27 protein-coding genes are annotated in these 26,505 nt (G+C 70.6%); 14 read left to right on the forward strand and 13 right to left on the reverse strand.

The window, feature by feature from the left end:
• Window positions 1-90 precede the first annotated feature (90 nt).
• The gene (locus OH768_RS41880) at window positions 91-1,431 is read left to right on the forward strand and encodes a transcriptional regulator (protein ID WP_406461692.1); all 1,341 of its coding nucleotides are present in this window, start codon (window positions 91-93) and stop codon (window positions 1,429-1,431) included.
• A 69-nt stretch (window positions 1,432-1,500) separates the two neighbouring features.
• Window positions 1,501-2,079, forward strand: a complete 579-nt coding sequence (locus OH768_RS41885; RefSeq protein WP_406461694.1) for an NUDIX hydrolase — start codon at window positions 1,501-1,503, stop codon at window positions 2,077-2,079.
• Between the two features lie 78 nt (window positions 2,080-2,157).
• Here OH768_RS41885 and OH768_RS41890 read toward each other — a convergent pair whose 3' ends face one another.
• Complete coding sequence (locus OH768_RS41890; protein ID WP_200714457.1) at window positions 2,158-2,415, reverse strand: hypothetical protein; 258 nt, start codon at window positions 2,413-2,415, stop codon at window positions 2,158-2,160.
• Between the two features lie 204 nt (window positions 2,416-2,619).
• On the reverse strand, window positions 2,620-3,495 hold the full coding sequence (locus tag OH768_RS41895) for a 3-hydroxybutyryl-CoA dehydrogenase (RefSeq protein ID WP_406461696.1): 876 nt from the start codon (window positions 3,493-3,495) through the stop codon (window positions 2,620-2,622).
• Between the two features lie 170 nt (window positions 3,496-3,665).
• On the opposite strand from OH768_RS41895, the gene OH768_RS41900 reads away from it, so the two are divergent.
• A complete protein-coding gene (locus OH768_RS41900; RefSeq protein ID WP_406461697.1) occupies window positions 3,666-4,910 on the forward strand; it encodes a glycoside hydrolase family 10 protein in 1,245 nt (414 codons plus the stop codon).
• 1 nt (window position 4,911) lies between these two features.
• Here OH768_RS41900 and OH768_RS41905 read toward each other — a convergent pair whose 3' ends face one another.
• Both OH768_RS41905 and OH768_RS41910 read right to left on the reverse strand, forming a co-directional pair.
• On the reverse strand, window positions 4,912-5,106 hold the full coding sequence (locus tag OH768_RS41905; protein ID WP_026178161.1) for a DUF1918 domain-containing protein: 195 nt from the start codon (window positions 5,104-5,106) through the stop codon (window positions 4,912-4,914).
• Window positions 5,107-5,199: 93 nt separating this feature from the next.
• Window positions 5,200-6,141, reverse strand: coding sequence for a DMT family transporter (locus OH768_RS41910; protein WP_406461699.1), 942 nt, complete (start codon window positions 6,139-6,141; stop codon window positions 5,200-5,202).
• Between OH768_RS41910 and OH768_RS41915 the strand changes: the two genes are divergently transcribed.
• From OH768_RS41915 to OH768_RS41925, 3 genes are all read left to right on the forward strand, one after another.
• Complete coding sequence (locus OH768_RS41915) at window positions 6,140-7,573, forward strand: PLP-dependent aminotransferase family protein (RefSeq protein ID WP_406461701.1); 1,434 nt, start codon at window positions 6,140-6,142, stop codon at window positions 7,571-7,573. The two genes, OH768_RS41910 and OH768_RS41915, sit on opposite strands and share 2 nt — an antisense overlap.
• Before the next feature lie 143 nt (window positions 7,574-7,716).
• The gene (locus OH768_RS41920) at window positions 7,717-8,154 is read left to right on the forward strand and encodes a GNAT family N-acetyltransferase (RefSeq protein WP_406461703.1); all 438 of its coding nucleotides are present in this window, start codon (window positions 7,717-7,719) and stop codon (window positions 8,152-8,154) included.
• A gap of 104 nt (window positions 8,155-8,258) precedes the next feature.
• Complete coding sequence (locus OH768_RS41925; RefSeq protein WP_359608410.1) at window positions 8,259-8,852, forward strand: histidine phosphatase family protein; 594 nt, start codon at window positions 8,259-8,261, stop codon at window positions 8,850-8,852.
• A gap of 43 nt (window positions 8,853-8,895) precedes the next feature.
• Here the strand turns inward: OH768_RS41925 and OH768_RS41930 are convergent, their stop codons facing one another.
• The gene (locus OH768_RS41930; protein WP_406465670.1) at window positions 8,896-9,339 is read right to left on the reverse strand and encodes a DUF6314 family protein; all 444 of its coding nucleotides are present in this window, start codon (window positions 9,337-9,339) and stop codon (window positions 8,896-8,898) included.
• Between the two features lie 304 nt (window positions 9,340-9,643).
• Here OH768_RS41930 and OH768_RS41935 point away from each other — a divergent pair, with 304 nt between their 5' ends.
• A complete protein-coding gene (locus OH768_RS41935; protein ID WP_406461705.1) occupies window positions 9,644-12,130 on the forward strand; it encodes an alpha-L-arabinofuranosidase C-terminal domain-containing protein in 2,487 nt (828 codons plus the stop codon).
• Here OH768_RS41935 and OH768_RS41940 read toward each other — a convergent pair.
• The 3 genes from OH768_RS41940 to OH768_RS41950 all read right to left on the reverse strand — a co-directional run bounded on the left by OH768_RS41940 (window position 12,117) and on the right by OH768_RS41950 (window position 14,211).
• Window positions 12,117-12,566 (reverse strand): carboxymuconolactone decarboxylase family protein, encoded by a 450-nt coding sequence (locus tag OH768_RS41940; RefSeq protein WP_406461707.1) that lies wholly within the window; start codon window positions 12,564-12,566, stop codon window positions 12,117-12,119. The two genes, OH768_RS41935 and OH768_RS41940, sit on opposite strands and share 14 nt — an antisense overlap.
• Window positions 12,563-13,045 carry a MerR family transcriptional regulator gene (locus OH768_RS41945; RefSeq protein WP_406461709.1) on the reverse strand — a complete coding sequence of 161 codons (483 nt, stop codon included), beginning with the start codon at window positions 13,043-13,045 and terminating at the stop codon, window positions 12,563-12,565. Before OH768_RS41945 ends, OH768_RS41940 begins: the two co-directional genes overlap by 4 nt.
• A gap of 422 nt (window positions 13,046-13,467) precedes the next feature.
• Complete coding sequence (locus OH768_RS41950; protein WP_406461711.1) at window positions 13,468-14,211, reverse strand: VOC family protein; 744 nt, start codon at window positions 14,209-14,211, stop codon at window positions 13,468-13,470.
• Between the two features lie 97 nt (window positions 14,212-14,308).
• Here OH768_RS41950 and argC point away from each other — a divergent pair, with 97 nt between their 5' ends.
• The 5 genes from argC to OH768_RS41975 are packed head-to-tail and all read left to right on the forward strand — an operon-like array spanning window position 14,309 to window position 19,154.
• A complete protein-coding gene (gene argC, locus OH768_RS41955) occupies window positions 14,309-15,337 on the forward strand; it encodes an N-acetyl-gamma-glutamyl-phosphate reductase (protein WP_406461712.1) in 1,029 nt (342 codons plus the stop codon).
• Window positions 15,334-16,485, forward strand: a complete 1,152-nt coding sequence (gene argJ / locus OH768_RS41960) for a bifunctional glutamate N-acetyltransferase/amino-acid acetyltransferase ArgJ (RefSeq protein ID WP_406461714.1) — start codon at window positions 15,334-15,336, stop codon at window positions 16,483-16,485. Before argC ends, argJ begins: the two co-directional genes overlap by 4 nt.
• Entirely contained in the window at window positions 16,482-17,390 is a 909-nt protein-coding gene (gene argB, locus OH768_RS41965; protein WP_406461715.1) for an acetylglutamate kinase, read from the forward strand. The genes argJ and argB overlap by 4 nt, the downstream gene beginning before the upstream one ends.
• Entirely contained in the window at window positions 17,387-18,595 is a 1,209-nt protein-coding gene (locus OH768_RS41970; protein WP_406461717.1) for an acetylornithine transaminase, read from the forward strand. The genes argB and OH768_RS41970 overlap by 4 nt, the downstream gene beginning before the upstream one ends.
• A gap of 19 nt (window positions 18,596-18,614) precedes the next feature.
• Window positions 18,615-19,154 carry an arginine repressor gene (locus tag OH768_RS41975; RefSeq protein ID WP_019066294.1) on the forward strand — a complete coding sequence of 180 codons (540 nt, stop codon included), beginning with the start codon at window positions 18,615-18,617 and terminating at the stop codon, window positions 19,152-19,154.
• Window positions 19,155-19,187: 33 nt separating this feature from the next.
• Here the strand turns inward: OH768_RS41975 and OH768_RS41980 are convergent, their stop codons facing one another.
• The 5 genes from OH768_RS41980 to OH768_RS42000 form a co-directional block, all read right to left on the reverse strand.
• The gene (locus OH768_RS41980; protein WP_406461719.1) at window positions 19,188-19,991 is read right to left on the reverse strand and encodes an FAD:protein FMN transferase; all 804 of its coding nucleotides are present in this window, start codon (window positions 19,989-19,991) and stop codon (window positions 19,188-19,190) included.
• Window positions 19,984-20,760 (reverse strand): FMN-binding protein, encoded by a 777-nt coding sequence (locus tag OH768_RS41985; protein WP_406461721.1) that lies wholly within the window; start codon window positions 20,758-20,760, stop codon window positions 19,984-19,986. The genes OH768_RS41980 and OH768_RS41985 overlap by 8 nt, the downstream gene beginning before the upstream one ends.
• A gap of 19 nt (window positions 20,761-20,779) precedes the next feature.
• Entirely contained in the window at window positions 20,780-22,162 is a 1,383-nt protein-coding gene (locus tag OH768_RS41990; RefSeq protein WP_406461723.1) for a ferric reductase-like transmembrane domain-containing protein, read from the reverse strand.
• Between the two features lie 77 nt (window positions 22,163-22,239).
• A complete protein-coding gene (locus OH768_RS41995; protein WP_406461725.1) occupies window positions 22,240-22,698 on the reverse strand; it encodes an FMN-binding protein in 459 nt (152 codons plus the stop codon).
• 7 nt (window positions 22,699-22,705) lie between these two features.
• On the reverse strand, window positions 22,706-24,058 hold the full coding sequence (locus OH768_RS42000) for a ferric reductase-like transmembrane domain-containing protein (protein ID WP_406461726.1): 1,353 nt from the start codon (window positions 24,056-24,058) through the stop codon (window positions 22,706-22,708).
• A 151-nt stretch (window positions 24,059-24,209) separates the two neighbouring features.
• Here OH768_RS42000 and OH768_RS42005 point away from each other — a divergent pair, with 151 nt between their 5' ends.
• Window positions 24,210-24,947 (forward strand): response regulator transcription factor, encoded by a 738-nt coding sequence (locus OH768_RS42005; RefSeq protein WP_359608428.1) that lies wholly within the window; start codon window positions 24,210-24,212, stop codon window positions 24,945-24,947.
• Complete coding sequence (locus OH768_RS42010; RefSeq protein WP_406461727.1) at window positions 24,947-26,467, forward strand: sensor histidine kinase; 1,521 nt, start codon at window positions 24,947-24,949, stop codon at window positions 26,465-26,467. Before OH768_RS42005 ends, OH768_RS42010 begins: the two co-directional genes overlap by 1 nt.
• Window positions 26,468-26,505: the final 38 nt, after the last annotated feature.

The following is a 26,505-nucleotide window of genomic DNA, read 5'->3' on the forward strand; positions in this document are numbered from 1 at the left end:
GCACACACCCCGGATCCACGCACTCCGTTCACACCCCGTGTGAACCCAACCGCACTACTCTGTCCGCACCGAGTCACCGGGGGGCCCTCCATGCAGCCCAACACACTTCTCGACGCCATCCTGGACGAGGCGGGCATCTCGCACGCGGGACTCGCCGCACATGTGAACCAGGCCGGCCGGCCCCGAGGCCTCGCACTCCGGTACGAACACACCGCCGTGGCAAGGTGGTTGAAGGGCCAGCGCCCACGGGGCCAGGTCCCCGACCTGATCTGTGAGGTGCTCGCGACCCGCCTGCACCGGCCCGTCACGCTCGACGACATCGGCCTCGGCGTACCCGGCGAACCCGCCACCCCGCACGGCACCTCCCTCTCCGGCTTCGTCGAACGGGCCACCGCCCTGTGGCGCTCCGACGAGCAGCAGCGCCCGCACATCCTCGGGGCGCCCGCGGTCACCGGAACCCCCGCCGTGATGCCGGTGTGGGAGTGGGAGAACCCACCGGACGACGTGGACGTCTCGCGCGGGGGCCGGCACCGGGTGAGCATGGCCGACATCGAGATGCTGCGCGCGGCCCGCGCCCACTACGAGCAGATGTACCGCAAGGCCGGCGGCGTGGCGACCCGCACCCGCATCGTCGGCTTCCTCAATTCCGAGACCGCCCCGCTGCTGCGCGGCAGCTACACCGACGCCACCGGCCGCCAACTGCATCGGGCGACCGGCGGGTTGGTGGCGATCGCGGGCATCTGCGCCTACGACTCCGACGCGCACGGACTCGCCCAGCGCTACTTCCACCAGGCGCTGCGGCTCGCAAAGGCCAGTAACGACAGGGGACTTGGCGCGTACGTCATCGCACTGCTCGTCAACCAGTCGCTGTTCATGCGGGAGTTCCGCCAGGCCGTCGCCTTCGCGGAGGCCGCGCTGCGGGCCGCGGGCCGGCAGATCACCCCGGCACTCGCCTCCGACCTGTACGCGATGCAGGCGAAGGCGTACGCCCACCTCGGCGACGGCACGAGCGCGCTGTCCTGCATCCGGCGGGCCGAGCAGGCCGCCGAACGCATCCGGCGCGGATACGAACCCGACGAGACCGGCTATGTCCAGCCGGGCCTGGTCAACGTCCAGGTGGCGGAGGCGCTGCTCAGCCTCGGCGATCTGACGGCGGCGGGGGAGCACGCCACGGCGGCCGTTGACACTCCGGCGCACGACCGGGGCCGGGTGCACCGGCTCGCCATGCTCAGCCAGATCGAACTGCGCCAGGGAAACGCCGACAAAGCGGTGGCCACCGCGCTGCAGATGGCCGAACAGGCCAGGGGGATGGAGTCCCAGCGGCTGCGCGACAGACTCCGCGCGGTGCGCGAGTACCTGGTGCGCAGCGACTGCGCGGGTACGGCCGAGGCGGCCGAACTCATCGACGGGGCACTGCGCGTACCGCTGTAAAGACGCCGTAGACCACAACACAGTCCCTGCTGCGATATTGCCACTTACTCGACGGAAGGTGGCAGAACCGTGCAGTGGACGAAACAGAACGAACAAACTGTGTACTCAAACCGCTGGTTCAGCGTCAATCTCGCGGATGTCGAACTACCCGACGGCCAGCACCTCGACCACTTCCTCATACGGCTGAGGCCGGTGGCGGTGGCGACGGTCGTGAACGAGGCGAACGAAGTTCTCCTCCTGTGGCGGCACCGCTTCATCACCGACAGCTGGGGGTGGGAGCTCGCGGCGGGCGTCGTCGAGGACGGCGAGGACATCGCGCGGGCCGCCGCCAGGGAACTGGAGGAGGAGACCGGCTGGCGGCCGGGGCCCCTGCACCACCTGATGAGCGTGGAGCCGTCCAACGGGCTCACGGACGCCCGGCACCACATCTACTGGGCCGACGAGGGCGAGTACACCGGACACCCCGTGGACGACTTCGAGTCGGACCGCCGGGAATGGGTACCGCTCAAACTCGTACCCGACATGGTCGCCCGCGGGGAGGTCCCGGCCGCCAACATGGCGGCCGCGTTACTGCTGTTGCACCACCTGAGGCCAGGAGCGGACACAGCGCCGGTTTCTGCAGCGCCCCATAGGGGCGCGGGGCGGTGACATTCTGCGGCTCCGCCGCGTGGGCGCGACCAGCCACAACGGACCCGCAGAGAACCCACCGGCCTTCCACCGGAACGTCTAGCGTCCCAAGGCCTGCCAGACAGTCACGACAAGGGCACCCACGGCGGTCAGCGCGGCAATAGCCGGCAGCGGCCACCGCGTGTGCTCCAGTGCAACGATTCGCGCGCTCAGATCATCCACTTCCTTGTCCGTCTCCTCGGTGCGATGGCTGAGCAGGGCCAGCCCTCCCTCGACCCGCGCGTAGGCGACGTCGAGGCGGCGGCGTAACTCTGCGAGTTCTCCATGGACCACGGGATGCTCGGGGTCGGCGGTCACGTGTCCGCTCCTTTCCGTAGTCGGAACATCCCTTGCATGCGCATGAAGAGTCAACTCGCCTGGTGGACACCGGGGGAGAGTGTGCGAGCGGCATATGCGGGCCCGGCGCGCACACGGTGTGTGAATGCCGCGGGCCCGGCACTCCGAAGAGCGCCGGGCCCGTAACGGCCGCGATATCACGGTGAGTTGCCGCGCGGTGCGCGCTCAGTCGTAGGTGTAGAACCCCGAGCCGGACTTCCGGCCCAGCCGCCCCGCGTCGACCATGCGCTGGAGCAGCGGGGGAGCGGCGTACAGCGGCTCCTTGTACTCCTCGTACATCGAGTACGCGACCGAGGCCACCGTGTCCAGGCCGATCAGGTCGGACAGCTTCAGCGGGCCCATCGGGTGGGCGCAGCCCAGTTCCATGCCGTTGTCGATGTCCTCGCGGCTGGCGATGCCCGACTCGAACATCCGGATCGCGGACAGGAGATAGGGGATCAGCAACGCGTTGACCACGAAGCCGGAGCGGTCCTGGGCGCGGATCGCGTGCTTGCCGAGCACCTTCTCGGTGAACAGCTGGGCGCGGCCGAGCGTGCCCTCGGAGGTGGTCAACGCCGGGATCAGCTCGACGAGTTGCTGTACCGGGGCCGGGTTGAAGAAGTGGATGCCGATGACCTGGTCGGGGCGTGAGGTGGTGACCGCGAGCCGCACCAGCGGGATCGAGGAGGTGTTGGAGGCGAGGATCGCGTCGGGGCGGGTCACGACCTGGTCGAGCACCTGGAAGATCTCGGTCTTGACCTGCTCGTTCTCGACGACGGCCTCGATGACGAGGTCGCGGTCGGCGAACTCGCCGAGGTCGGTGGTGAAGCTGAGCCGCGCCCGGGTCCCGGCCAGTTCCTCGGCGGAGATCTTGCCGCGTTCGGCGGCCTTGGACAGGGAGTTGAACAGCCGGGTCCGGCCGATCTCCAGGGCCTCGCCGGTGGTCTCGGCGACCTTCACGTCCAGGCCGGCGCGGGCGCACACCTCGGCGATACCGGCGCCCATCTGGCCGCAGCCGACCACTCCGACGCGCGAGATGTCTCCCGCCGGGATGTCCGTCACATCGTCCCCTTCGCTGCTACTGCGGGCTCTGTTGGAACCCCGTTGTCCGGAGTCTGCTCCGATCGTGCACGTTACCCGCAAGTATCGATGATCGATCGCCGGGGTCGGGCATCCTGGGGCGCGGAGACGATCCGTGACCGCACGGATCCACAGCGTATGGGGGTGTGCAGATGGGGCGATTGTCACGTCGGGCGTTCGCGATGGCGGCGCTGTCGACCCTGGCGACCACGGGCAGTGCGGCGGCGGACACCGGGCGCGCTCCGGTGGCGGCCGGGCGTCCGCGCGCGGTCACCGAGATGCGGGGCGTGTGGCTGGCGACGGTGGCCAACCGCGACTGGCCCTCCCGCCCGGGCCTGACCGCCGCGCAGCAGCGCACCGAACTGATCGCCCACCTCGACACGGCGGTCCGCGACCGCCTCAACGCGGTGATCTTCCAAGTCCGGCCCACCGCCGACGCGTTGTGGCCCTCGCCGTACGAACCCTGGTCCCAGTACCTGACCGGCACCCAGGGCGTCGCCCCCGGCTGGGACCCGCTGAAGACGGCCGTAGAGGAAGCGCATGTGCGGGGGCTGCAACTGCACGCCTGGTTCAATCCGTACCGGATCGCCAACAGCACCGACCTGACGAAGCTCGTCGCCTCGCACCCCGCGCGCAAGCACCCCGACTGGGTCGTGACGTACGGCGGGAAGCTCTACTACAACCCCGGGCTGCCGCAGGTCCGTCTCTTCGTCGAGAACGCGATCCTCGACGCGGTGCGCAAGTACCCCGTGGACGCGGTCCACTTCGACGACTACTTCTATCCGTACCCGGTCGCCGGCCAGACCTTCGACGACGACGCGGCCTACGACAGGTACGGCGGCGCCTTCACCGACCGGGCCGCGTGGCGCCGCGACAACATCGACAAACTGATCCGCGAGACCGCCGCCCGCGTCAAGCAGATCCGCCCGGGCACGCGCTTCGGCATCAGCCCCTTCGGCGTGTGGCGCAACGCCGCCACCGACCCGCGCGGCTCCGACACCAGGGCGGGCGTGCAGACGTACGACGATCTCTGCGCGGACACCCGCAAGTGGGTGCGCGAGGGCTGGATCGACTACATCGTTCCGCAGCTGTACTGGAACATCGGCTTCGCCCCCGCCGACTACGCGAAGCTGCTGCCCTGGTGGGCGGCGGTCGCGCGCGGCTCGAAGACGCGGCTGTACGCGGGTGAGGCGCTCTACAAGGCGGGTGACCCGGCGCAGCCCGCGGCCTGGCAGGACCCGGTCGAACTCTCCCGGCACCTCACCCTCGCCGACCGCTACCCGGAGGTCGGCGGGCATGTCTTCTTCGCCGCCCGGGACGTCGCGGTGGACCCGGTCGGAGCCATGGCGCGGGTGGTCGCCGACCACTACCGGCAGCCGGCGAAACCCCCGCGCTGATCTACCGTTCCGTGTCCTGGTGCCTGACCTCGCAGTCGGGGCCGGGTGACATCACGGCCTCGTGCCCGTCGGGGAAGCGGACGCGGTAGGGCGGGTTGCCCTCCGTGCCCATCACCTCGACGACCTCCGAGACCTGGTCGTGCAGGCCGACCACCCTGCCGTGCTGGACGAGCCTGTCGCCAACGGTCGCACGCATTTGCAGCGCCTCCTCACCGAGTCCGGGAGCAGCGGTCCATGCCCTTCGAGTCTACGGCGGCCTGCCCGGCCGGGACCGGGTCGCGCACGCCCCTCAACTCCGGGCGCGCTGGGTGACGGCGATGCACACCAGCACGGCCGCCGCGGTCAGCGGAGCGGCCACCGGCAGATGCTCACCGAGCAGGAACACCGACCACACCAGTGTGAGCAGCGGCTGCGCCAACTGCAACTGGCTGGCCTTCGGGACCCCGATGGCCGCCATGCCCCGGTACCAGACGACAAGCCCCAGGAACTGCGAACCGGCGGAGACCCACAGCACCCCGGCCACACTGTGCGCGGTGAGCTGCGGGGTGTCGTAGGACAGCGCGACCGCGGCGGCGGGCACGCTCAGCGGGAGGCAGAGGACCAGTGCCCAGGCGATGACCTGCCAGCCGGGCATCACCCGGGCCAGTCGGCCGCCCTCGGTGTAGCCGGCCGCGCAGACCAGCAGGGCCGCGAGGAGATACAGGTCGGCGCTGGTCAGCGCGCCGCCGCTCTGCTGGATCGTGAAGGCGAGCACCGCGCCGGCACCGGCGAGCGCGGCCGTCCAGAAGGCGCGTGAGGGGCGGACACCGGTGCGCAGCGCGGACAGGGCCGCCGTCGTCAGCGGCAGCAGACCGACGACGACGGCCGCGTGCGCGGTGGTGGACGTCTCCAGAGCGAGCGTGGTCAGCATCGGGAAGCCGACCACCACTCCGGCCGCGACGACGGCCAGCCCGGCCCAGTGTCTGCGGGCGGGCACGGGCACACGCAGCGCCAGCAGACAGCCGCCCGCCGGCAGCGCGGCGAGGACGCAGCGCACGGCCACCAGCGACCAGGGGCCGAAGCCTTCCAGCCCCCACGCGGTGGCGGGAAAGGTGAGGGAGAAGGCGATCACACCGAGCGCGGCGAGGACCGTACCGGCGGGGGCCTTCGCCGCCTTGGCCGTTCCGGTGGTGGTGGGGGCGGTGCTGACCGCTATCGGGCTCGGTGCAGTAGCGCTATCATGAGCTCTCATGCAAGAGCGTAGCAGTGTCGGCGAACTGGCGAATCATCTACGGCGTGAACTCGACCGCTACTCTCCTGGTGGAAAGCTGCCGTCGAGTCGGGCGCTCGTCGAGCGGTTCCGGGTGAGCCCGGTGACCGTCTCGCGCGCCCTCGCGCAGCTGACCGCAGAGGGACTGGTGGTCACCCGCCCCGGCGCGGGCGCGTTCCGGGCCGCGCCCCGCGCCGCGACCGCCGTCACGGGAGACACCTCCTGGCAGGAGGTCGCACTCAGCGCGGACGGTGCCGTCGACGTCGTACCGCGCACGGTCGACGCGTCCGCGGTCCTGGCCACGCTGGCCGTCCCGCCACCGGGCGTGATCGAGTTCAACGGCGGCTATCTGCACCCGTCCCTGCAGCCCGAGCGGGCGATGGCCGCGGCGCTGTCCCGGGCCGGCCGCCGCCCCGGCGTCTGGAGCCGGCCGCCGCTGGAGGGACTGCCGGAACTGCGCGAGTGGTTCGCGCGCGGCATCGGCGGAGCGGTCACCGCGGCCGACGTCCTCATCAGCGCGGGCGGCCAGACCGCGCTGACCACCGCACTGCGCGCCCTGGCGCCTCCCGGCGCACCCGTCCTCGTCGAATCCCCCACCTATCCGGGCATGTTGGCGATCGCGCGGGCGGCCGGTCTGCGTCCGGTCCCCGTGCCGGTCGACGCGGACGGCGTACGTCCCGCCCTGCTCGCCGACGCCTTCCACGCCACCGGCGCCCGGGTGTTCGTCTGCCAGCCCCTCTTCCAGAACCCGACCGGCGCCGTCCTGGCCCCCGCCCGCCGCCCGGAGGTCCTGCGCATCGCCCGTGACGCGGGCGCGTTCGTCATCGAGGACGACTTCGTACGACGGCTGGTGCACGAGGACGCGGGGCCGCTGCCGCGCCCGCTGGCCGCCGACGACCCCGACGGAGTCGTCGTCCACGTCGGCTCGCTCACCAAGGCCACCTCACCCAGCTTCCGGGTCAGCGCGCTCGCCGCACACGGACCGGTACTGCAACGCCTGCGCGCCATCCAGGTCGTCGACACCTTCTTCGTCCCCCGCCCACTCCAGGAAGCCGCCCTCGAACTCGTCGGCTCACCGGCCTGGCCACGCCATCTCCGCGCCATCTCGGCCGAGTTGAAGACCCGCCGGGACACGATGACGGCGGCCCTGCGCCTGGAACTCCCCGACTTCTCCCTTCCGTACATCCCCTCCGGCGGCTACCACCTCTGGCTCCGCCTCCCCGCCGGCACTGAGGAGCAGCCCCTGACCACCGCGGCCCTCCGCGCGGGCGTCTCCCTCACCCCCGGCCGCCCCTACTTCAGCGCCGAACCCCCGGCCGCCCACATCCGGCTGAGCTTCGCGGCGGTCGCGGGAACGGGGGAGATCGTGGAGGGGGTACGGCGACTGAGGTCGGCGTGGGACGAGATCCGCTGAGGGGGCCTTGTGAACTCGGGTCCCCTCAAGGGGCGCGGGGCGGTGACATTCTGCGGCTCCGCCGCGTGGGCGCGCCCAGCCCCCACCGGCCCGCAGCGGAAAACCACTCGACGTCCGCGATCCTGAACTGCCAGTCTCCGGCCATGAACGACATCCCGAGCCTCCCCGACGGCTACGAGTTCTCCGCCGACACCGCCCGCGTCGACCTCGACCGCACCTACCACTGGCTGTCGACCGACGCCTACTGGGCGAAGGGCCGGCCCCGCGAGCAGCACGAGCGCGCGGTCGCGTCCTCGCTGAACTTCGGGGTGTACGACACGGCTTCGGGGGAGCAGGTGGCGTACGCGCGCGTGGTGACCGACGGGGCGCTGTTCGCGTGGCTGTGCGACGTGTACGTGGACCCGTCGGCACGCGGCAAGGGCATCGGCACGGCGCTCGTCGCTGCCGTACGCGAGGAGCTGCGGCCGCTCGGAGTGCGCCGGATCCTGCTCGCCACGCACGACGCCCACGGGGTGTACGAGAAGGTCGGATTCAAGCCACTGGAACGGCCCGACCAGTGGATGGCCCTGTATTTCGAGTGACTTGTCCGCCTGGTCCTGACTTCGAAGTAAGGTTTCGCCCACCCTGGGTAACTCTCATCCGGCCCCCCTTGACCTGCGTACTTCGGCGGGATCACGATCGCCGCATGCAACTTCGGGTCACGTTCGTCGCCGCCGCGCGCAGTTCCCCGCTGCTCGCGGAGCGCTTCGAGGACGACCGGCCGCTGGACCAGGCGGGCTGGGACGAGGTGCAGCGCGCCGCTCCGGTACTGCTGCCGCTGGCGGCGGCGGAGCTGCGCTACTGTTCGCCGACCCCGCGCAGCCGCACCACCGGCGACGGCCTCGGCTACACCCCGCTGGTGCAACTCGCCCTGCGGGACTGCGACATGGGCCGCTGGCGGGGGCTGACGCTCGGCGAGGCGATGGCCCGCGAACCGGCACTGGTGGACGCCTGGCTCGCCGACCCGCGCTCCACCCCGCACGGCGGAGAGTCGCTGCTCTCCTTCATCGCCCGGGTGGGCGGCTGGCTGGACACCCGGCCCATCGAGGACGGCGGCCGGATAGTCGCCGTCGCCGAACCCTCCGTCATCCGGGCCGCGTTGGTCTACGCCCTCAAGGCCCCGCCCTCGACCTACTGGAACCTCGACGTACGCCCCTTGTCCACGACCACCGTCACCGGCAGCGCAGGCCGCTGGAACCTGCGCTTCGACGGAGCGGCGGTTCAGTCGAGACGGGTCTAGCCGGAGCGAGTCACGGGTCAACCCGGCGAAGCGGGGCCCGGGTTCAGCCCGCGCGCACGTAGTCCGTGCTGAGCACCAGGTCCTTCGCGGGACCGCCCACCCGCCACACGGTCCGCCAACGGTCCGCGTCCAGGATCGTGAACTCGCCCCGGTACAGGTCCGCCGAGCAGGGATGGTCGGCGGCATACCGTCCCGACGTCAGATCCAGCTCGTGGAAGGGGCGCCCGTCGCCGAAGCGCACGTCGGCCGTACCGGGCGCCGTGCCCGGCAGGAACCGCAGCGTCCGCTCGGCGGGACGGGCCACGCCCCGCCAGGTGAAGGTCCCCGACTCGGCGTGCAGCAGGCCCCCTTCGGGCAGCGCGCTGAACACGGTCGTCCCCGAGAAGTCGCCCTCGTCCCCGCTCGCCAGATCCCGCACCGACCGCCGCACCCGCCAACTCCCGGACAGATACGCCAACACATCGGGAACCGGCCAGAACTCGCCCACTGTCACCCTTTCCTGCGCCACCGGCGCCATCCGTCCGGCGAGTCGGCGGGCGCCTTCCGCTCCGCCTGCGCCCGGATCTCGTAGTGCGCCGCGTGACCCGTGGCCCGGAAGGCCTCCTCGTACGCGGCCAGGGCACCGCGACAACGCAGACATGCCCTCGACCCTACGTCCCCACCCGGGCCGGTCCCATTGACGTGCTCACGCCCCTTGCTTATCTTGCCGTTCGAAGTGCTGACCGACGTCCGATATCTCGAACTGGACATTCGAGCATCGCGCACGATCCGACACGAGCCGCGGAGTATCCATGTCACGCACCAGCCGCACCCGCCTGAGACTTGCCCTAGGGGCAAGCGCTTTCCTGCTGGCGACGGCCGTCGCCCCCGTCCCCGCCCGCGCCGCCGACGTCACCGATTACGCGATCACCGTCGCCCCGGGCACGCGGGGCGCCGCGATCGACAGGACGATGTACGGCGTCTTCTTCGAGGACATCAACCGCGCGGCCGACGGCGGCCTGTACGCCGAGCTCGTGCAGAACAGGTCCTTCGAGTACTCCACCGACGACAACAAGTCGTACACCCCGCTGACCGGTTGGACGGTCAGCGGTACGGCCCAGGTGGTGAACGACGCCGGCCGCCTCAACGAGACCAACCGCAACTACCTATCCCTGGCGGCCGGTTCAGCCGTCACCGACGCCGGCTACAACACCGGCATCGCGGTCGGGGACGGCAAGAAGTACGACTTCTCGGTGTGGGCACGCGCCGACAGCGGCACCACGCTCACCGTGAGCCTCCAGGACACCGGCGGCACCCTGGCGACCGCCCACCAGGTCGCCGTGCGGAAGAACGGCTGGGCCAAGTACAAGGCCACGTTCACCGCGACCCGCACCAGCACCACGGGCCGCCTCACCGTCGCCTCCACGGCCGCGACCGCCCTCGACATGGTCTCCCTCTTCCCCCGCGACACCTACAAGCACGAGCCGAACGGCCTGCGCAAGGACCTCGCCGAGAAGATCGCCGCCCTGCACCCGGGCTTCGTGCGCTTCCCCGGCGGCTGCCTGGTCAACACCGGTTCCATGGACGACTACAGCGCGGCCTCCGGCTACCAGCGCAAGCGGTCGTATCAATGGAAGGACACCGTCGGCCCGGTCGAGCAGCGCGCCACCAACTCCAACTTCTGGGGATACAACCAGAGTTACGGCCTCGGCTACTACGAGTACTTCCGCCTCGCCGAGGACATCGGCGCGATGCCGCTGCCCGTCGTACCGGCCCTGGTGACCGGCTGCGGCCAGAACAAGGCCGTCGACGATCCCGCGCTGCTGAAGCGGCACATCCAGGACACCCTGGATCTCGTCGAGTTCGCCAACGGCCCGGTCACCTCGAAGTGGGGCAGGCTGCGCGCCGAGATGGGCCACCCCAAGCCCTTCCACCTCACCCACATCGAGGTCGGCAACGAGGAGAACCTCCCCACCGAGTTCTTCGCCCGCTTCACCCAGTTCCGCGCCGCGATCCAGGCCGCGTATCCGTACATGACCGTGATCTCCAACGCGGGCCCGGACGACAGTGGTTCGACCTTCGACACGGCCTGGCAGCTCAACAAGGACGCGCATGTCGACATGGTTGACGAGCACTACTACAACAGCCCGCAGTGGTTCCTCCAGAACAACAACCGCTACGACTCCTACGACCGCACCGGCCCGAAGGTCTTCCTCGGCGAATACGCCTCCGGTGGCAACGCGTTCAAGAACGGCCTCGCCGAGGCTGCCTACATGACCGGCCTGGAACGCAACGCGGACGTCGTCAAACTCGCCTCCTACGCACCGCTGTTCGCCAACGAGGACTACGTCCAGTGGCGCCCGGACCTGGTGTGGTTCAACAACCACGCGTCCTGGGGCTCCGCCGACTACGAGGTCCAGAAGCTGTTCATGAACAACGTCGGCAGCCGTGTCGTGCCGTCGACTGCCACCGGCACACCGTCACTTGTCGCCCCGATCTCCGGCGCGGTCGGCCTGTCGACCTGGGCGACGAGCGCGGCGTACGACGATGTGAAGGTGACGGCGGCGGACGGTTCGGCGCTGCTCTCCGACGACTTCTCCGGTGACGCGACCCGGTGGACCCATACGGGAGGCGGGAGTTGGAGCCTCCAGGACGGGCAGTACGTCCAGACCGACACCGCCGCCGAGAACACCATGGTGTCGGCGGGCGACCCGGCCTGGCACGACTACGACCTGCACGTGAAGGCGACGAAGCGGTCCGGGAAGGAAGGCTTCCTGGTCGCGTTCGGCGTCAAGGACACCGGCAACTACTACTGGTGGAATCTCGGCGGCTGGAACAACACCCAGACCGCCGTCGAACAGGCCGTGGACGGCGGCAAGTCGACGCTGATCGCCAAGCCGGGGACCATCGAGACGGACCGCGCCTACGACGTCGACATCAAGGTGAGGGGCCGTCAGGTCACCCTGTACCTCGACGGGCAGGAGTGGGGAAGCTTCACCGACGACAAGCCGGCCGAGCCGTTCCGGCAGGTGGTCACCAAGGACGCGAAGACCGGTGATCTGATCGTCAAGGTTGTCAACGCCCAGTCTGCGGCGGCCCGTACGGCGATCGACCTGGGCGGCGCCAAGGTCGCGTCCAAGGCGAAGGTGACCACGCTCGCCGCCGCGCCCGAGGCGGTGAACAGCGAGACGGCCACGGCGGTCGCGCCGGTCCTGTCGACCTTCAACGGCGTTGCCGACAAGTTCAGTTACACGTTCCCGGCGAACTCGATCACCTTCCTGAGGATCAAGCAGAAGTAGCTTCGGCGTCCGCCGCGTCCGGCGTGGGCCGCTGTCCCAGCGGCAGCAGCCCACGCTCGGCGAAGACCTTCTTCGCGGCGAAGGTCGCGTTCAGGGCCTTGGGGATGCCGCAGTACACGGCGGAGTGCGTCAGTGCCTCGATGATCTCCTCGGGCGCGAGGCCCACGTTCAGCGCCGCGTTCACGTGCACGTCGAGCTGGGCCTCGCAGCCGCCGAGCGCGGTGAGCATGCCCAGCGTCACCAACTGGCGGTCGCGCGGGGCGAGTCCGGGACGGTCGTAGATCTCGCCGAAGGCCCAGGCGACGACCTGGTGGCCCAGTTCGGGGTTGATGTCGGCGAGCGAGTCGACGACCCGCTGCCCGGCCTCGCCGTCGACCCGCTTCAGGACCTCCAGGCCGTGGGTGAACCGCTCTTCACGGGTGGTGCTCGCGCTCATGTCAGCTCGTCCGATCCCTGCTGCTCGTGCTCGAACTCTTCGAGGAGCAGCTGTTCGTAGTGGTCGATCTTGTGGTCCAGCACGGCCGCGTTGCGGCGCAACGCCCTTATCCGGTCGGCCAGTTCGGCGCGGTGCTCGCGGAGCATCGCCAGCCGGTCGGCGACCGTGACGTTCCCCGCCGCCCGCAGCGCGGCGAACCGCTGCATGTCGGCGATCGACATACCCGTCTCGCGCAGCCGCAGCAGAAACTCCAGCCAGGCCAAGTCCGCTGCCTGGTAACGCCGTTGGTTGCCCGTGCTCCGGCCGACCCGCTCGATCAGGCCGGCCTTCTCGTAGTAGCGCAACGTGTCGTGCGAGAGTCCGGTGCGCTCGGCGACCTGGGCGATGGTCAGAGTGGGTTCCCGGTCCTGCGGGCGGGGCTTCCGGGGCTGTCCGCCGATCTGCCCGCCGATCTGCCCGCCGGTCTCTCCGCTGGTCATGAACACCACGCTAGAACCTGGAGCGCGCTCCAGGTCAAGCACTGCCGGGGATCAGCTGGCACGGGCATCGCGCCCGGCCGCTACGTCGTACGACGGCAGGGCGAGCGCGACACCGAGCGCATCGGCCGGTTCGGGAACCCGGGCGACCGGATGATCGCCGTCGTGTCGACGTAGGCCGGCGGGATGGACAGGGCGAAGACCAGTGCGCGGGCGACGGCTTCGGGCCGAGATCCAGCAGTATCAGGTGCGTGACCAGGGTCGTCCCGGCGGGCAGGGCGGTGAGGATGCGCCGGTGGTCGCGCCAGAACCCGGAGAGCGGGGAGAGACTCAGTGCGAAGGTGCCGATGCCGTCGGAACAGGGTGGGCGTCCGTCGTATGACGTCATTCGTCGGGTGTGCCCGGGCCGTCGCCGAGGCTACGCGTCAGGATGAGCGGGCCAGGACGCAGAACTCGTGGCCCTCCGGGTCCGACAGGCACCGCCACGGGACATCGCCCTGGCCGACGTCGAGGTCGGTGGCGCCGAGGGCTCGCAGCCGGGTCACCTCCGCCTCCTGATCGTCGCTCGGGTACCGCAGCAGGTCGAGATGGACGCGGTCCGGCACGGTCTTCACGCCGGGTGTGCGGAGGAACTCGAAATACGGGCCGTCGCCCTTGGCGGAGCGGAACGTCGCGTGGTCGTCGCTCACCTCGTGCAGCGTCCAGTCCGTCGCCTCGCCCCAGAACCGGGCCATGGCCCGTGGATCCACACAGTCGATCACCACCGCGGCGATCGGCCCGGTGTCCCGGTAGATCTCCCTGGGCTCCAGCACGCAGAACTCGTTGCCCCCAGGGTCCGCGAGCACCGTCCACGGCACCTCGCCCTGGCCCACGTCGGCGGGCGTCGCGCCGAGCGAGCGCAGGCGCGCGGTCAGCTCCGACTGATGGGCGGCGGAGGTGGTGGCGAGATCGAGGTGCACCCGGTTCTTCGTCGCCGTCTTGGGTTCCGGTACGGCGATGACGTCGACGCAGACACCGACCGGGTCGAGCCAGTCGAAGCCGGCGGGTTTGACGGCCGTCGCGCCGGGCTCCGCGCCGGAAACGGTCCACCCGAGCACCTCCGCCCAGAACCGGCCGACCGCCGTGTCGTCGAGGGCCTTGATGTTCACCTGAACTGGTCGCAGCGTCATGTCGGCGATCCTATTCAGCCGCTCGCCGTACCCACGGCGTCGGATTGCATAAACGTGCAGCGAAACGTATAGTCATGCCATCGATGAGGAGGGTTCCATGGCGGTACGTGCGGCAGTGGCCGGAGCGAGTGGATACGCGGGCGGGGAACTCCTGCGTCTGCTCCTGGCCCACCCCGGGGTCGAGATCGGCGCTCTGACCGGCAACTCCAACGCCGGCCAGAAACTCGGCGCGCTCCAACCGCATCTGCTGCCGCTGGCCGACCGGGTCCTGGAGGAAACCACCCCCGAAGTCCTCGCCGGACACGAGGTGGTTTTCCTCGCCCTGCCGCACGGCCAGTCCGCCGCCGTCGCCGAGCAGCTCGGCCCGGACGTCCTCGTCGTCGACATGGGCGCCGACTTCCGGCTGAAGAACCCGGCCGACTGGGAGAAGTTCTACGGCTCCGCGCACGCGGGCACCTGGCCCTACGGCCTTCCCGAACTGCCGGGCGCCCGCGCCGCGTTGGAGGGGTCCAAGCGCATCGCGGTGCCCGGTTGCTATCCGACGGCCGCATCCCTCGCGCTCTTCCCGGCGTACGGCGCCTCCCTCGCCGAGAACGAGGCCGTGATCGTCGCCGCCTCCGGGACGTCGGGTGCCGGAAAGGCGCCCAAGGCTCACCTCCTGGGCTCCGAAGTCATGGGCTCCATGTCGCCGTACGGCGTCGGCGGCGGCCACCGGCACACCCCCGAGATCATCCAGAATCTGGGTGACGCGGCCGGTGAGACCGTCACCGTCTCCTTCACGCCCACCCTCGCGCCGATGCCCCGCGGCATCCTCGCCACCTGCAGCGCCAAGGCGAAGCCCGGGGTCACCGCCGAGTCGGTCCGCGCCGTCTACGAGAAGGCCTTCGCCGACGAACCCTTCGTGCATCTCCTCCCCGAGGGGCAGTGGCCGGCGACGGCGTCCGTCTACGGTTCCAACGCCGTTCAGGTACAGGTCGCGTACGACGAGGCAGCGGGCCGCATCATCGCGATCAGCGCCATCGACAACCTGACCAAGGGCACCGCGGGCGGTGCCGTCCAGAGCATGAACCTCGCCCTCGGACTCGACGAGACCACCGGGCTTTCTACGATCGGAGTCGCGCCGTGAGTGTGACGGCAGCACAGGGATTCACGGCCGCGGGCATCGCCGCCGGGATCAAGGAGAACGGCAACCCGGACCTGGCCCTCGTGGTCAACAACGGGCCCCGCCTCGCCGCCGCGGGCGTCTTCACCTCCAACCGCGTCAAAGCCGCGCCGGTGCTGTGGTCCGAGCAGGTGCTCAAGGGCGGCCAGGTCTCCGCCGTGATCCTCAACTCCGGTGGCGCCAACGCCTGCACGGGGCCGAAGGGCTTCCAGGACACCCACGCCACCGCCGAGAAGGTCGCCGACACGCTCGGGCTGAACGCCGCCGAGGTCGCCGTCGCCTCCACCGGGCTCATCGGGCTGCTGCTCCCGATGGACAAGCTGCTCCCGGGAGTTGAGACCGCCGCCGGTCAACTCTCCGAGCACGGCGGCGAGAAGGCCGCAATCGCCATCAAGACCACGGACTCCGTCCACAAGACCGCTGTCGTGACGAAGGCAGGCTGGACCGTCGGCGGTATGGCCAAGGGCGCCGGCATGCTCGCCCCCGGCCTCGCCACCATGCTCGTCGTCCTCACCACCGACGCCGACGTCGAGAGCGACGTACTGGACAAGGCACTTCGGGCCGCCACCCGCACCACCTTCGACCGGGTCGACTCCGACGGCTGCATGTCCACCAACGACACCGTGCTGCTGCTCGCCTCCGGCGCCTCCCAAGTCACCCCGGAATACGCCGAGTTCGCCGAGGCCGTCCGCGCCGTCTGCGACGACCTGGGCCAGCAGCTGATCCGGGACGCCGAGGGTGCCAGCAAGGACATCAAGGTCGAGGTGGTCAACGCCGCGAGCGAGGACGAGGCCGTCGAGGTGGGCCGCTCCATCGCCCGCAACAACCTCCTCAAGTGCGCGATCCACGGCGAAGACCCCAACTGGGGGCGGGTGTTGTCCGCGATCGGCACGACCAGGGCCGCCTTCGAGCCCGACCAGCTCAACGTCGCCATCAACGGCGTGTGGGTCTGCAAGAACGGCGGCGTCGGCGAGGACCGCGAGAAGGTCGACATGCGCTACCGCGAGGTGCACATCGTCGCCGACCTGGCCGCCGGGTCCGAGACCGCGACGATCTGGACCAACGACCTCACCGCCGACTACGTCCACGAGAACAGCGCGTACTCGTCATGAGCACTACCCGTAAGCACACCGCGCTGCCCAAGGCGCAGATCCTCATCGAGGCGCTGCCCTGGCTGACCCGGCACAACGGCAAGACCGTCGTCATCAAGTTCGGCGGCAACGCCATGATCGACGAGGACCTGAAGGCCGCGTTCGCCCAGGACGTCGTGTTCCTGCACCACGCGGGCCTCAAGCCCGTCGTCGTGCACGGCGGCGGCCCGCAGATCAGCGCCGCCCTCGACAAGCACGGCATCGTCAGCGAGTTCAAGGCCGGCCTGCGCGTCACCACCGAGGACGCCATGGACGTCGTACGGATGGTGCTCGCCGGGCAGGTCCAGCGCGAGCTGGTCGGACTGCTCAACCAACACGGGCCGCTCGCCATCGGGTTGACCGGCGAGGACGCGCACACCATTACCGCCACCAAGCATCTGCCCGAGATCGACGGGGAGTTGGTCGACATCGGGCGGGTGGGCGAGATCACCGCGATCGACACCGGCGCCATCGAGGCACTGCTCGCGGACGGCCGTATCCCGGTCGTCTCGTCGATCGCCAGGAGCGAGGACGACGGACATGTCTACAACGTCAATGCTGATACGGCGGCTGCGGCACTCGCTGCTGCTCTGGGCGCCGAAACCCTCATGGTCCTCACGGACGTCGAGGGCCTCTACGAGGACTGGCCCAACAGCGACGAGGTGATCAGCCGCCTCACCGCCTCCCAACTGGAGAAGCTGCTCCCGGAGTTGAGCTCCGGGATGGTGCCGAAGATGGAGGGCTGTCTGCACGCCGTCCGCAACGGCGTCACCACCGCTCGCGTCATCGACGGCCGGGTCCAGCACTCGATCCTGCTGGAGATCTTCACCGATGAGGGCATCGGCACGATGGTCGTGCCCGACAAGAATCAGGGGGATGCCGGATGACCGGGACCGTGACGAACGCAGAGCTGACCCAGCGGTGGCAGGGGTCGCTCATGAACAACTACGGCACCCCGAAGCTCCCCCTCGTCCGCGGCGCGGGCGCCAGGCTCTGGGACGCGGAAGGCAACGAATACACCGACTTCGTCGGCGGTATCGCGGTCAACGCGCTCGGCCACGCCCACCCGGCGATCGTGGAAGCCGTCAGCAGGCAGATCGCCGAACTCGGCCATGTCTCCAACCTGTTCATCGCCGAACCGCCCGTCGCCCTCGCCGAACGGCTGCTGGAGCGCTTCGGCCGGGACGGCAAGGTGTTCTTCTGCAATTCGGGCGCCGAGGCCAACGAAGGCGCCTTCAAGATCGGCAGGCTGACGGGCCGTCAGCACATGGTCGCCACGGAGGGCGGCTTCCACGGCCGGACGATGGGCTCCCTCGCCCTCACCGGCCAGCCCGGCAAGCGGGAGCCGTTCCTGCCGCTGCCCGGCGATGTCACGCACGTCCCGTACGGCGACGCGCAGGCCCTCGCCGCCGCCGTCACCGACGAGACCGCGCTCGTCATCATCGAGCCCATCCAGGGCGAGAACGGGGTCGTCGTACCGCCCGCCGGGTATCTGAAGGCGGCCCGTGCGATCACCGCCGCGCACGGTGCGCTGCTGGTCCTGGACGAGGTGCAGACCGGGGTCGGCCGTACCGGGCACTGGTTCGAGTACCAGGCCCACGAAGGCGTGCTCCCGGATGTCGTGACCCTCGCGAAGGGGCTCGGCGGCGGGCTGCCGCTCGGTGCCACCGTCGCCTTCGGACGCGCGGCCGACCTGCTCCAACCGGGCCAGCACGGTACGACGTTCGGCGGCAACCCGGTCGCCTGCGCCGCCGGTCTCGCCGTCCTGGACACCATCGCGAACGAGGGGTTGCTGGAGAACGTCAAGCAGCAGAGCGAGAAGCTGCGCGACGGAATCGAGGGCGCTGACGGCAGTTCCCGTCACCCGTTGATCGATTATGTCCGGGGTGCGGGCCTCCTCCTGGGTATCGTGCTCACCGAGCCGCTCGCGCCCCAGGTGCAACAGGCGGCTCAGGACGCCGGTTTCCTGGTCAACGCGCCCGCCCCCGATGTCGTACGGCTGATGCCACCGCTGAACCTCGGCGACGACGAGACGGACGCGTTCCTCCGGGCGCTGCCCGGTGTCCTGGACGTGGCCAAGGGGGACGGATGATCCGGAGAATGAGTCGACGATGAGTCAGGCGCAGGAGCACGAACAGTCGGCGGGGCCGGCCGTGCCGCAGACCCGTACCGCCCGCCACCGCCGGATCGTGGACATCCTCAACCGGCAACCGGTGCGCTCCCAGAGCCAGTTGGCGAAGCTGCTGTCCGACGACGGGCTGAGCGTCACCCAGGCGACGCTCTCCCGGGACCTGGACGAGCTGAACGCGGTGAAGATCCGCAACAACGACGGCGACCTCATCTACGCGGTACCGAGCGAGGGCGGCTTCCGCACCCCGCGCGTGCCGCTGGGGGAGTCGGCGAAGGAGGAGCGGATGCGGCGGCTCTCCTCCGAGCTGCTGATCTCCGCGGAGGCCTCCGCCAACCTCGTGGTTCTGCGCACCCCGCCGGGCGCCGCCCAGTTCCTGGCCTCGGCGATCGACCAGGCGGAACTGCAGGACATCCTCGGCACCATCGCCGGCGACGACACGCTGCTGCTGATCAGCCGGGACCCGCTCGGTGGACAGGCCCTCGCGGACCATCTGCTGCGGCTGGCGCAGAACGACCACTGACATACCCGTAGGACCGACTCGCATGGGGGATCCCTACCCTAGGCGGGCCGCCAGTCCGCCGGTGCAGCGCACTTCGTCGCCTGCCGTGATGAGCAGGGCTTCCACGTCCGGGAGCGATTCCAGCCATGCCAGGCCCTCCCGTGAGCCCATCGCGAACGCGGCCGTGGCCCAGCAGTCGGCCCAGGTGAGGCGGGGTGCCACCACGGTGACGGCGACCAGGTCGGTTACCGCGGACTTGCCGGTGGACGGGTCCACGATGTGCGCCCCGCGCTCCGCCGTACCGGAGGTGGCGACCGCGAGTTCGTCGGCGCCCGCCGCGGAGATCACGGCCGCGAGACCGCCCGGGCGGAGCGGATCGGACACGCCGACCCGCCAGGGCCGGTGCGGTCCCGGGGTGCCGAACATCTGGACGTCGCCGCCGCCGTTCACACTGACCCCGCTCACCCCGGCCGCCGTCGCGATCAGCTCGGCCGCCCGCTCGGCCGCCCAGCCCTTCACGATGCCGGTCGGGTCGAGGCGGCCCTCGTAGTTCGTGCTGAACCAGCCGGAACTGACCCGCTCCGCCTCGGCGCCCAGCTCCAGCACCTCGGCGACCTCGGCGTCGCACTCCGCCACGGTCAGCTCGCCGCGGGCCAGCCGGGAGACCTGGCTGTCGTCGCGGTAGGTGCTGAACACCTCGTTGACCCGGTGCAGTTGGGCGACCGCCTGTTCCAGCACGGCCCGGACGGCCTCGGGCTCCCCGCCGCGGATGTCGAAGGAGAACACCGTCCCCATGACCTCCTCGGCGTGCCGCAGCGTGGCGGGAGCCTCCGCGGGATCGGTCACCGTGTCAGCCACCGGCCTTGTCCAGCGCCGACTGCAGGGACTGCTTGTAACCGCCGCTCGTGTAGGTGGCACTCGACACGGAGTCGATGTTCGCGTTCCCGGCCGCCACGGCCTCCTGGTTGAGCTTGGGGATCGCCAGCGCGGTCTTCTGGTCGCTGGTGCCGCCGCTCGGGGCCTGCACCGCCTCGGCCTTGGTGATCTTGCCGTTCGCGACCGTGATCCGGACCTGGACGGGCCCGTACTGGGTCGTCGCGACATTGCCGGTGACGGTCTTGGCCTGCGCTGCGGGAGCCGCGGCTGCCGAACTCTGGGACGGGGAAGCCGCGTTGGCGGTCTTCATCTTGTCGATGGCCGACTGCAGGGACTTCTTGTAGCCGCCGCTGGTGTACGTCGCCCCGGTCACGGAGGTGATGTCCGCGCTCTGCGTGGCGACCACCTCCTGGTTCAGCTTGGGGACGGACAGCGCGGTCTTCTGGTCGCTGGTGCCACCGTGCGGCGCCTGGACGGCCTCGGCCTTGGTGATCTTCCCGTTGGCGACCGTCAGGCGCACCTGGACGACCCCGTACTCGGTCTGGGTGGCGGCGCCGGTGACCGTCGAGGTCCCGGCCGCCGCGGCACCGCCCTGGGGCGACTCCTGCGCGGCGGCGGCCCCCTGGGCCGCACCCTGCGCGGACGCCGAGGAGGAGTCGGTCGCCGGCTTCAGGGAGAGCAGCAGAACGATCCCGGACACGGTGGCGGCGCTCGCGAGCAGAACACGCCGGATGGGGTGGCTCTTCTTCATTGCTCCTGACTCCCGTCGCTCACATCTCGAACGACTCGTGATGGATACGGCGGGCGGGGACCCCCGCGCCGCGCAGTGCTTCGTAGACCGACTGCGCGAAGCCGGGCGGCCCGCACATGAAGACGTCGTGGTTGTCGATGTCGGGCAGCTTCCGGCGCAGGGAGTCCGCCGAGATGTCGGGGCGCTCCCCGTCGGGGCTGTTGACCGCGTACATCAGACGGGCGCCGCGCTCGTCGGCGATCTTCGCCAACTCGTCCCACAGCGCCAGATCCTGGGTGGTGTTGGCCCGGTAGAGCAGCGTGATGTCGCCGGCCGCTCCCGGCAGCGTCTCGAACAGCGCCCGCATCGGGGTGATGCCGACACCGCCCGCGACCAGCAGCACCTTGCCTCGGGTGCGCCGCTGCGAGGTCAGCGCGCCGTAGGGGCCCTCGGCCCACACCTTCATGCCGGGCCGCAGTTCGCGCAGCCGGGCGCTGTGGTCGCCGATCGCCTTGACCGTGATCCGCAGCATGTTCGGGCGGGGCGCCGCCGACAGCGAGTACGGGTGCGAGCTGAACCGCATGCCCGGCGCGAGGAACCGCCACCGGAAGAACTGCCCGGCCTCCGCGCCCATCCGGTGCAGCTTCCGCCCGCCGATCAGCACGGACACGATGCCCGGCGTCTCCTCGATGACCGCCTCGACGTACATCCGGTGACGCAGGTTGAGCCGGATCGGGGTGAGGATCCGGTACCAGACCACCAGCGCGGTGACCGTGCCGTACAGCCCGTACCAGACGGTCTTGGCGAGCGGCGTCAGCGCGAAGTCGTTGCCGGTGGTGATCTGGTGCCAGAAGGTGAGGAACACCGCGCCGTACGTCAGCAGGTGCACGTGGTACCAGGTGTCGTACGGCAGTCTGCGGCGGATGCCGCCGATCGAGGACAGGCCGATGAGCAGGAACAGCCCGGTGCCGATGGCGGCCTTGCCCATGTCGGGCAGCTGGTTCACCGAGTCGATGGTCTGCTGGACGATGTCGCTCAGCGTCTTGCCCGCCTGGAGGGCGTAGCCCCACATGATGAGGAAGACGTGCGCGAAGACCAGGCAGAGCGTGTACCGGCCGCTCATCGCGTGCCAGCGGGCGACCCGGTCGGAGCCGACCCGGCGTTCGAGAGCGGGCACGCGGGCCATCTGGAGCACGACGAGTGCCATCAGATAACCCGCCAACAGGCCTGTGATACGGCCCGCGTTGAGGATCTTGCCGTTCTGGTCGGCGATGGACGGCGTGTTGTGCCACCACAGCCACAGCACCCCGACCGCGCCCGCCCAGACGGCGAGCAGCAGCAGGGTCGCTGGGGAGCGGCGCGGGCGGATGCGGCGCATCGTCTGTCGGCGGGCGGCACGTCCGCCTGCGAGCGTGGTGGTCACGGTTCCTCCGTGGACGGGGCACAAGGGGGGTGGCGTGGCCCCTTGGCCCTGAAGTACGTGCCGTTGCGCCCGTGCGTTCAGAGTCCCGCGGAGTCCAGTGCGGACTGGAGTGACTGGCGGTAACCGTCACTTGTGTACGTGGCTCCCGACACCGTGTCGATCTTCGCGCTCTGCGCGGCCAGCGCCTCGCTCTTCAACTGCGGCAGGGCATAGGAGTTGATCTCCTGGTCGCGTGGATTGTCCGACGGCGACTGGACGGCCGTGACATCGGTGATCTTGCCGTTCGTCACGGTGATCTTCACCTGGACGGGTCCCCAACGGGTCTGCGCGGTCGAGCCGGTGACGGTCTTCGTCCCGGCCACCGCCTTCCCGCTCGCGCTGCCGGAGGGAGCGGGCGACGAGACGACCTGGGGTGCCGAGGCCGCCTCGGGCGCCGTGTGCGGCTTCAGCGCCAGCAGCATCACCAGGCCGGAGGCGGTGACCGCGCTCGCCAGCACGATCCGGCGCAGCGGACGGTTCTTCTTCAACGGATGCACGACGGCCTCACAGCTCGAACGACTCGTGGTGGATACGGCGGTCCGGCACACCGGCGGCGGACAGCGCCCCGTACAGCTCCTGGGCGAAGGAGTGCGGACCGCAGATGTACACGTCGTGCCCGGCGAGATCGGGCACGGCCTCGCGCAGATATGCCGGGGTGAGCGAAGGCCGTTGCCCCTGCGGCCCGTTGAGCGCGTACAGCACCTTCGCCCTGCGCCACCGTGCGATCGCCTCCAACTCCCCGCCCAGCGCCAGGTCTTCGGCCGTACGCGCCCGGTACAGCAATGTCACCTCGCCGGGCAGCGTCTCGAACAGCGCCCGCAGCGGGGTGATCCCGACACCGGCCGCGATCAGCAACGACCGCTGCCCGGTGCGCCGTTCGGCGGTCAGCGAGCCGTACGGCCCCTCCGCCCACACCCGCGCACCCGGCCGCAGCAGCGGTACGGCCGCGCTGTGGTCGCCGAGCGCCTTCACCGTGATCCGCAGCCGGTCCCCGCGCGGCGGCGCCGACAGCGAATACGGCGTCGACGTCCAGCCCATGCCCTCGCCGAAGAACCGCCAGCGGAAGAACTGCCCGGCCTCCGCGCCGAGTTGGTCGATCCGCCGCCCGCGTACGACGACGGAGTACACCCCCGGCGCCTCCCGGTGCACCGACTCCACCCGCAGCCGGTGCCGCAGGTTCAGCCGCACCGGTGCGAGCACCCGGAACCACAACACCAGTGCCGCCACGCCCAGATACAGCGCGTACCAGGCGGCCGTGGCCCCGGCCCGCCCGTTGAACTGCTCGCCCAGGGACAGTTGATGGAAGAACGCGAGGAACACGGCGGCATACGTGAGGAGATGGACGTAGTACCAGAACTCGTAACTCACCCTGCGCCGCGCGGCCCGCGCCGAGGTGATGCCGACCGCGAACAGGATGAGCCCGCCGAAGGTCGCCTTCAGCATGTCCGGGTAGTCCAGGACGACGGTGACCGTCTCGTGCACGACCGAGGCGCGGTCCTGGGCGGCGTACCCGAGCAGGATCAGCACGACGTGCACGACCAGCAGACAGACCGTGTACCGGCCCGCCATCGCGTGCCAGCGCGCCACCCGGTCCGAGCCGATCCGCCGCTCCAGCAGCGGCACCCGCGCCATCAGGCCCACCAGCACGGCACAGGCGTACCCGCACAGCAGCCCGGCGATCCGCCCGGCTCCCGTCAGCCAGCCCGCGGCCCCGACGACCGACCCGGTGTCCGCCCACCACAGCGCGACGACGGCCGCCGCACCCGCCCACAGCAGGGCGAGCACCGGGCCCGCCGGCGGGCGCCGGGGAACGGGCGCCACGGGCGGCGCCTTCCGCTGCTCGTACACGGTGGCCATGTGTGCGTCCTTTCACCTGTCCTCCACGCAACTGTGCGGGCACAACCTCTGAGGGATCTCTGAGCGGGCGCCTTTCTCAGAGTTCTCAGAGGAAACTCAGAGGCCCTCGCGGCGGCCGGGGACGCCGCGAGGGGCGATGCTGGTAAGTGCCATGAACACGACCCGCTCCGGCCGACCGGCCCTCACCCGCCCCGACGGCACACCCGTCCGCGTCCTCGTCGTCGACGACGACCCCGACCTGGCCGAGGTGCTCTCCGGCGCCCTGCGCTACGAGGGCTGGGAGGTCCGCACGGCCGGCGACGGAGCCGCCGCGCTCGCCGGGGCGCGCGAACTGCGGCCGGACGCCGTCGTCCTCGACGTGATGCTCCCGGACACCGACGGCTTCGCCGTACTGCGCTCCCTGCACGAGGTGAAGCCCGACGTCTGCGTGCTCTTCCTCACCGCCCGGGACACGGTCGAGGACCGCATCGCCGGCATCACGGCGGGCGGCGACGACTACGTCACGAAACCCTTCAGCCTGGAAGAGGTCGTCGCCCGGCTGCGCGGACTGCTGCGCCGCGCCGGCATGGCCCGCCAGGCGGAGGAGGGGCCCCGGATCACCGTCGGGGACCTGGTCATGGACGAGGAGGCCCGCGAGGTCAGCCGGGCCGGCCGGATCGTCGAACTCTCACCGACCGAGTTCGAACTGCTCCGCTTCCTCATGCGCAACCCGCGCCGCGTCCTCAGCAAGGCCCAGATCCTCGACCGCGTCTGGTCCTACGACTTCGGCGGCCAGGCCCATGTCGTCGAGCTGTACATCTCGTACCTGCGCAAGAAGGTGGACGCCGGCCGCGCGCCCATGATCCACACCGTGCGCGGGGCCGGATACGTGCTCAAGCCGGTCCTCTGATGGGCAGGGCACTGCGGGCCGTCGCGCGCAGGCTGCGGAGCCTGCCCCGCCCGCACACTCTGCGGGCGCGCCTGACGGCGGGCCTGGTGGTACTGCTCGCGGTCAGCTGCGCGGCCGTCGGAGTGGCCGCCGTCGTCGAACTGGACGGCTTCCTCACCGGCCGCCTCGACCAGCAGCTCACCGAGGTCGGGACACAGTTCCCGGCCAGCCTGGAGCACAAGGGCCAGACGCTCACCGACCACGACGCCGACGACCGGGAACGCGGCGACACCCGCCGGCAGGCACCGCACACCTTCGGCGCCCGCCTGGTCGACGGCATCGTCACCAACTCCGGGGTCGTCCCCGCGGACAAGGACGACACCACGACCGACCTCAAGGTCTCGCTGACCGCACGGGACCGCAGGGAACTCGCCGAGGTCCCGGTAGGCGGCACGGCCCGCACCATCCGCCTCTCCTCCCTCGGCAAGTACCGCGTCCTCGCCGCCAAGGGCCGGGACGGCGACGTGATGATCACCGGGCTCCCGCTGGAGTCGGTGGAGGCCGCCGTCCACCGGTTGGAGACGGTCGCCGCGATCGTCTTCGGCGCCGCCCTCCTGATCACCGGGTTCGCGGGCGCGCTCTGGGTGCGCTGGTCGCTCCGGCCGCTCAGCCGGGTCGCCGCCACCGCCACCCGGGTCAGCGAACTCCCACTGGCCAGCGGCGAGGTGGCACTGCCGCCCCGGGCGCCCGAGTCCGATCCGCGCAGCGAGGTGGGCCGGGTCGCCGGTGCCTTCAACCGCATGCTCGGCCATGTCGAGGACGCGCTCACCCACCGGCACGCGAGCGAGGAACGACTGCGCAGCTTCGCGGCCGACGCCAGCCACGAGCTGCGCACCCCGGTCGCCTCGATCCGGGGCCATGCCGAACTGGCCCTTCTCCACCCGGACCCCGTCCCGCCCAAGGTGACCCGGGCACTGGAACGCATCGGGGCCGAGTCGGCGCGCATGGGCGTGATGGTCGACGAGATGCTCCTCCTCGCCCGCCTCGACGCGGGCCGCCCCCTCGAACGCAGTCCCGTCGACCTGACCCGCCTGGTCCTCGACGCCATCGCCGACGCGCGCGCCGCAGGCCCCGACCACCGCTGGGCCCTGCAACTCCCCGAGGAACCGGTCACGGTCACCGGCGACGCCCACCGCCTCCAACAGGTGTTGGCCAACCTGTTGGCCAACGCACGTTTGCACACGCCTGTTGGCACGAAGGTGACAGTGTCGGTGGAGACGGACGGCAAGGCGACCTACCTGACGGTCCACGACGACGGCCCGGGCGTCCCGGCGGAGGTCCAGCCGGGCGTCTTCGAACGCTTCACCCGGGCAGACCGCCGCCGGGCGGAGAACGGGGGAGCGGCAACGGGCGGGGGAGCGGGCCTGGGCCTGTCGATCGTGGCGGCGGTGACGGAGGCGCACGGGGGAAGCGTGGAACTGGAGAGCCGCCCAGGCTCAACGACGTTCACGGTCCAACTCCCGTCCAGGGGAGCTACCTAGGGGCACGGGGCTGTGTCGATTTGCGGCTCCGCCGCGTG

This window comes from Streptomyces sp. NBC_01622 (genome assembly GCF_045209635.1).
Taxonomy (GTDB): domain Bacteria; phylum Actinomycetota; class Actinomycetes; order Streptomycetales; family Streptomycetaceae; genus Streptomyces.

Coding starts and splice junctions, on each gene's coding strand:
- OH768_RS41880 (WP_406461692.1), top strand. CDS start 91: ATGCAGCCCAACACACTTCTCGACGCCATCCTGGACGAGGCGGGCATC.
- OH768_RS41900 (WP_406461697.1), top strand. CDS start 3,666: ATGGGGCGATTGTCACGTCGGGCGTTCGCGATGGCGGCGCTGTCGACC.
- OH768_RS41905 (WP_026178161.1), bottom strand. CDS start 5,106: ATGCGTGCGACCGTTGGCGACAGGCTCGTCCAGCACGGCAGGGTGGTC.
- OH768_RS41915 (WP_406461701.1), top strand. CDS start 6,140: ATGCAAGAGCGTAGCAGTGTCGGCGAACTGGCGAATCATCTACGGCGT.
- OH768_RS41910 (WP_406461699.1), bottom strand. CDS start 6,141: ATGAGAGCTCATGATAGCGCTACTGCACCGAGCCCGATAGCGGTCAGC.
- OH768_RS41920 (WP_406461703.1), top strand. CDS start 7,717: ATGAACGACATCCCGAGCCTCCCCGACGGCTACGAGTTCTCCGCCGAC.
- OH768_RS41925 (WP_359608410.1), top strand. CDS start 8,259: ATGCAACTTCGGGTCACGTTCGTCGCCGCCGCGCGCAGTTCCCCGCTG.
- OH768_RS41935 (WP_406461705.1), top strand. CDS start 9,644: ATGTCACGCACCAGCCGCACCCGCCTGAGACTTGCCCTAGGGGCAAGC.
- OH768_RS41940 (WP_406461707.1), bottom strand. CDS start 12,566: ATGAGCGCGAGCACCACCCGTGAAGAGCGGTTCACCCACGGCCTGGAG.
- OH768_RS41945 (WP_406461709.1), bottom strand. CDS start 13,045: ATGACCAGCGGAGAGACCGGCGGGCAGATCGGCGGGCAGATCGGCGGA.
- OH768_RS41950 (WP_406461711.1), bottom strand. CDS start 14,211: ATGACGCTGCGACCAGTTCAGGTGAACATCAAGGCCCTCGACGACACG.
- argC (WP_406461712.1), top strand. CDS start 14,309: ATGGCGGTACGTGCGGCAGTGGCCGGAGCGAGTGGATACGCGGGCGGG.
- argB (WP_406461715.1), top strand. CDS start 16,482: ATGAGCACTACCCGTAAGCACACCGCGCTGCCCAAGGCGCAGATCCTC.
- OH768_RS41970 (WP_406461717.1), top strand. CDS start 17,387: ATGACCGGGACCGTGACGAACGCAGAGCTGACCCAGCGGTGGCAGGGG.
- OH768_RS41975 (WP_019066294.1), top strand. CDS start 18,615: ATGAGTCAGGCGCAGGAGCACGAACAGTCGGCGGGGCCGGCCGTGCCG.
- OH768_RS41985 (WP_406461721.1), bottom strand. CDS start 20,760: ATGAAGAAGAGCCACCCCATCCGGCGTGTTCTGCTCGCGAGCGCCGCC.
- OH768_RS42000 (WP_406461726.1), bottom strand. CDS start 24,058: ATGGCCACCGTGTACGAGCAGCGGAAGGCGCCGCCCGTGGCGCCCGTT.
- OH768_RS42005 (WP_359608428.1), top strand. CDS start 24,210: ATGAACACGACCCGCTCCGGCCGACCGGCCCTCACCCGCCCCGACGGC.
- OH768_RS42010 (WP_406461727.1), top strand. CDS start 24,947: ATGGGCAGGGCACTGCGGGCCGTCGCGCGCAGGCTGCGGAGCCTGCCC.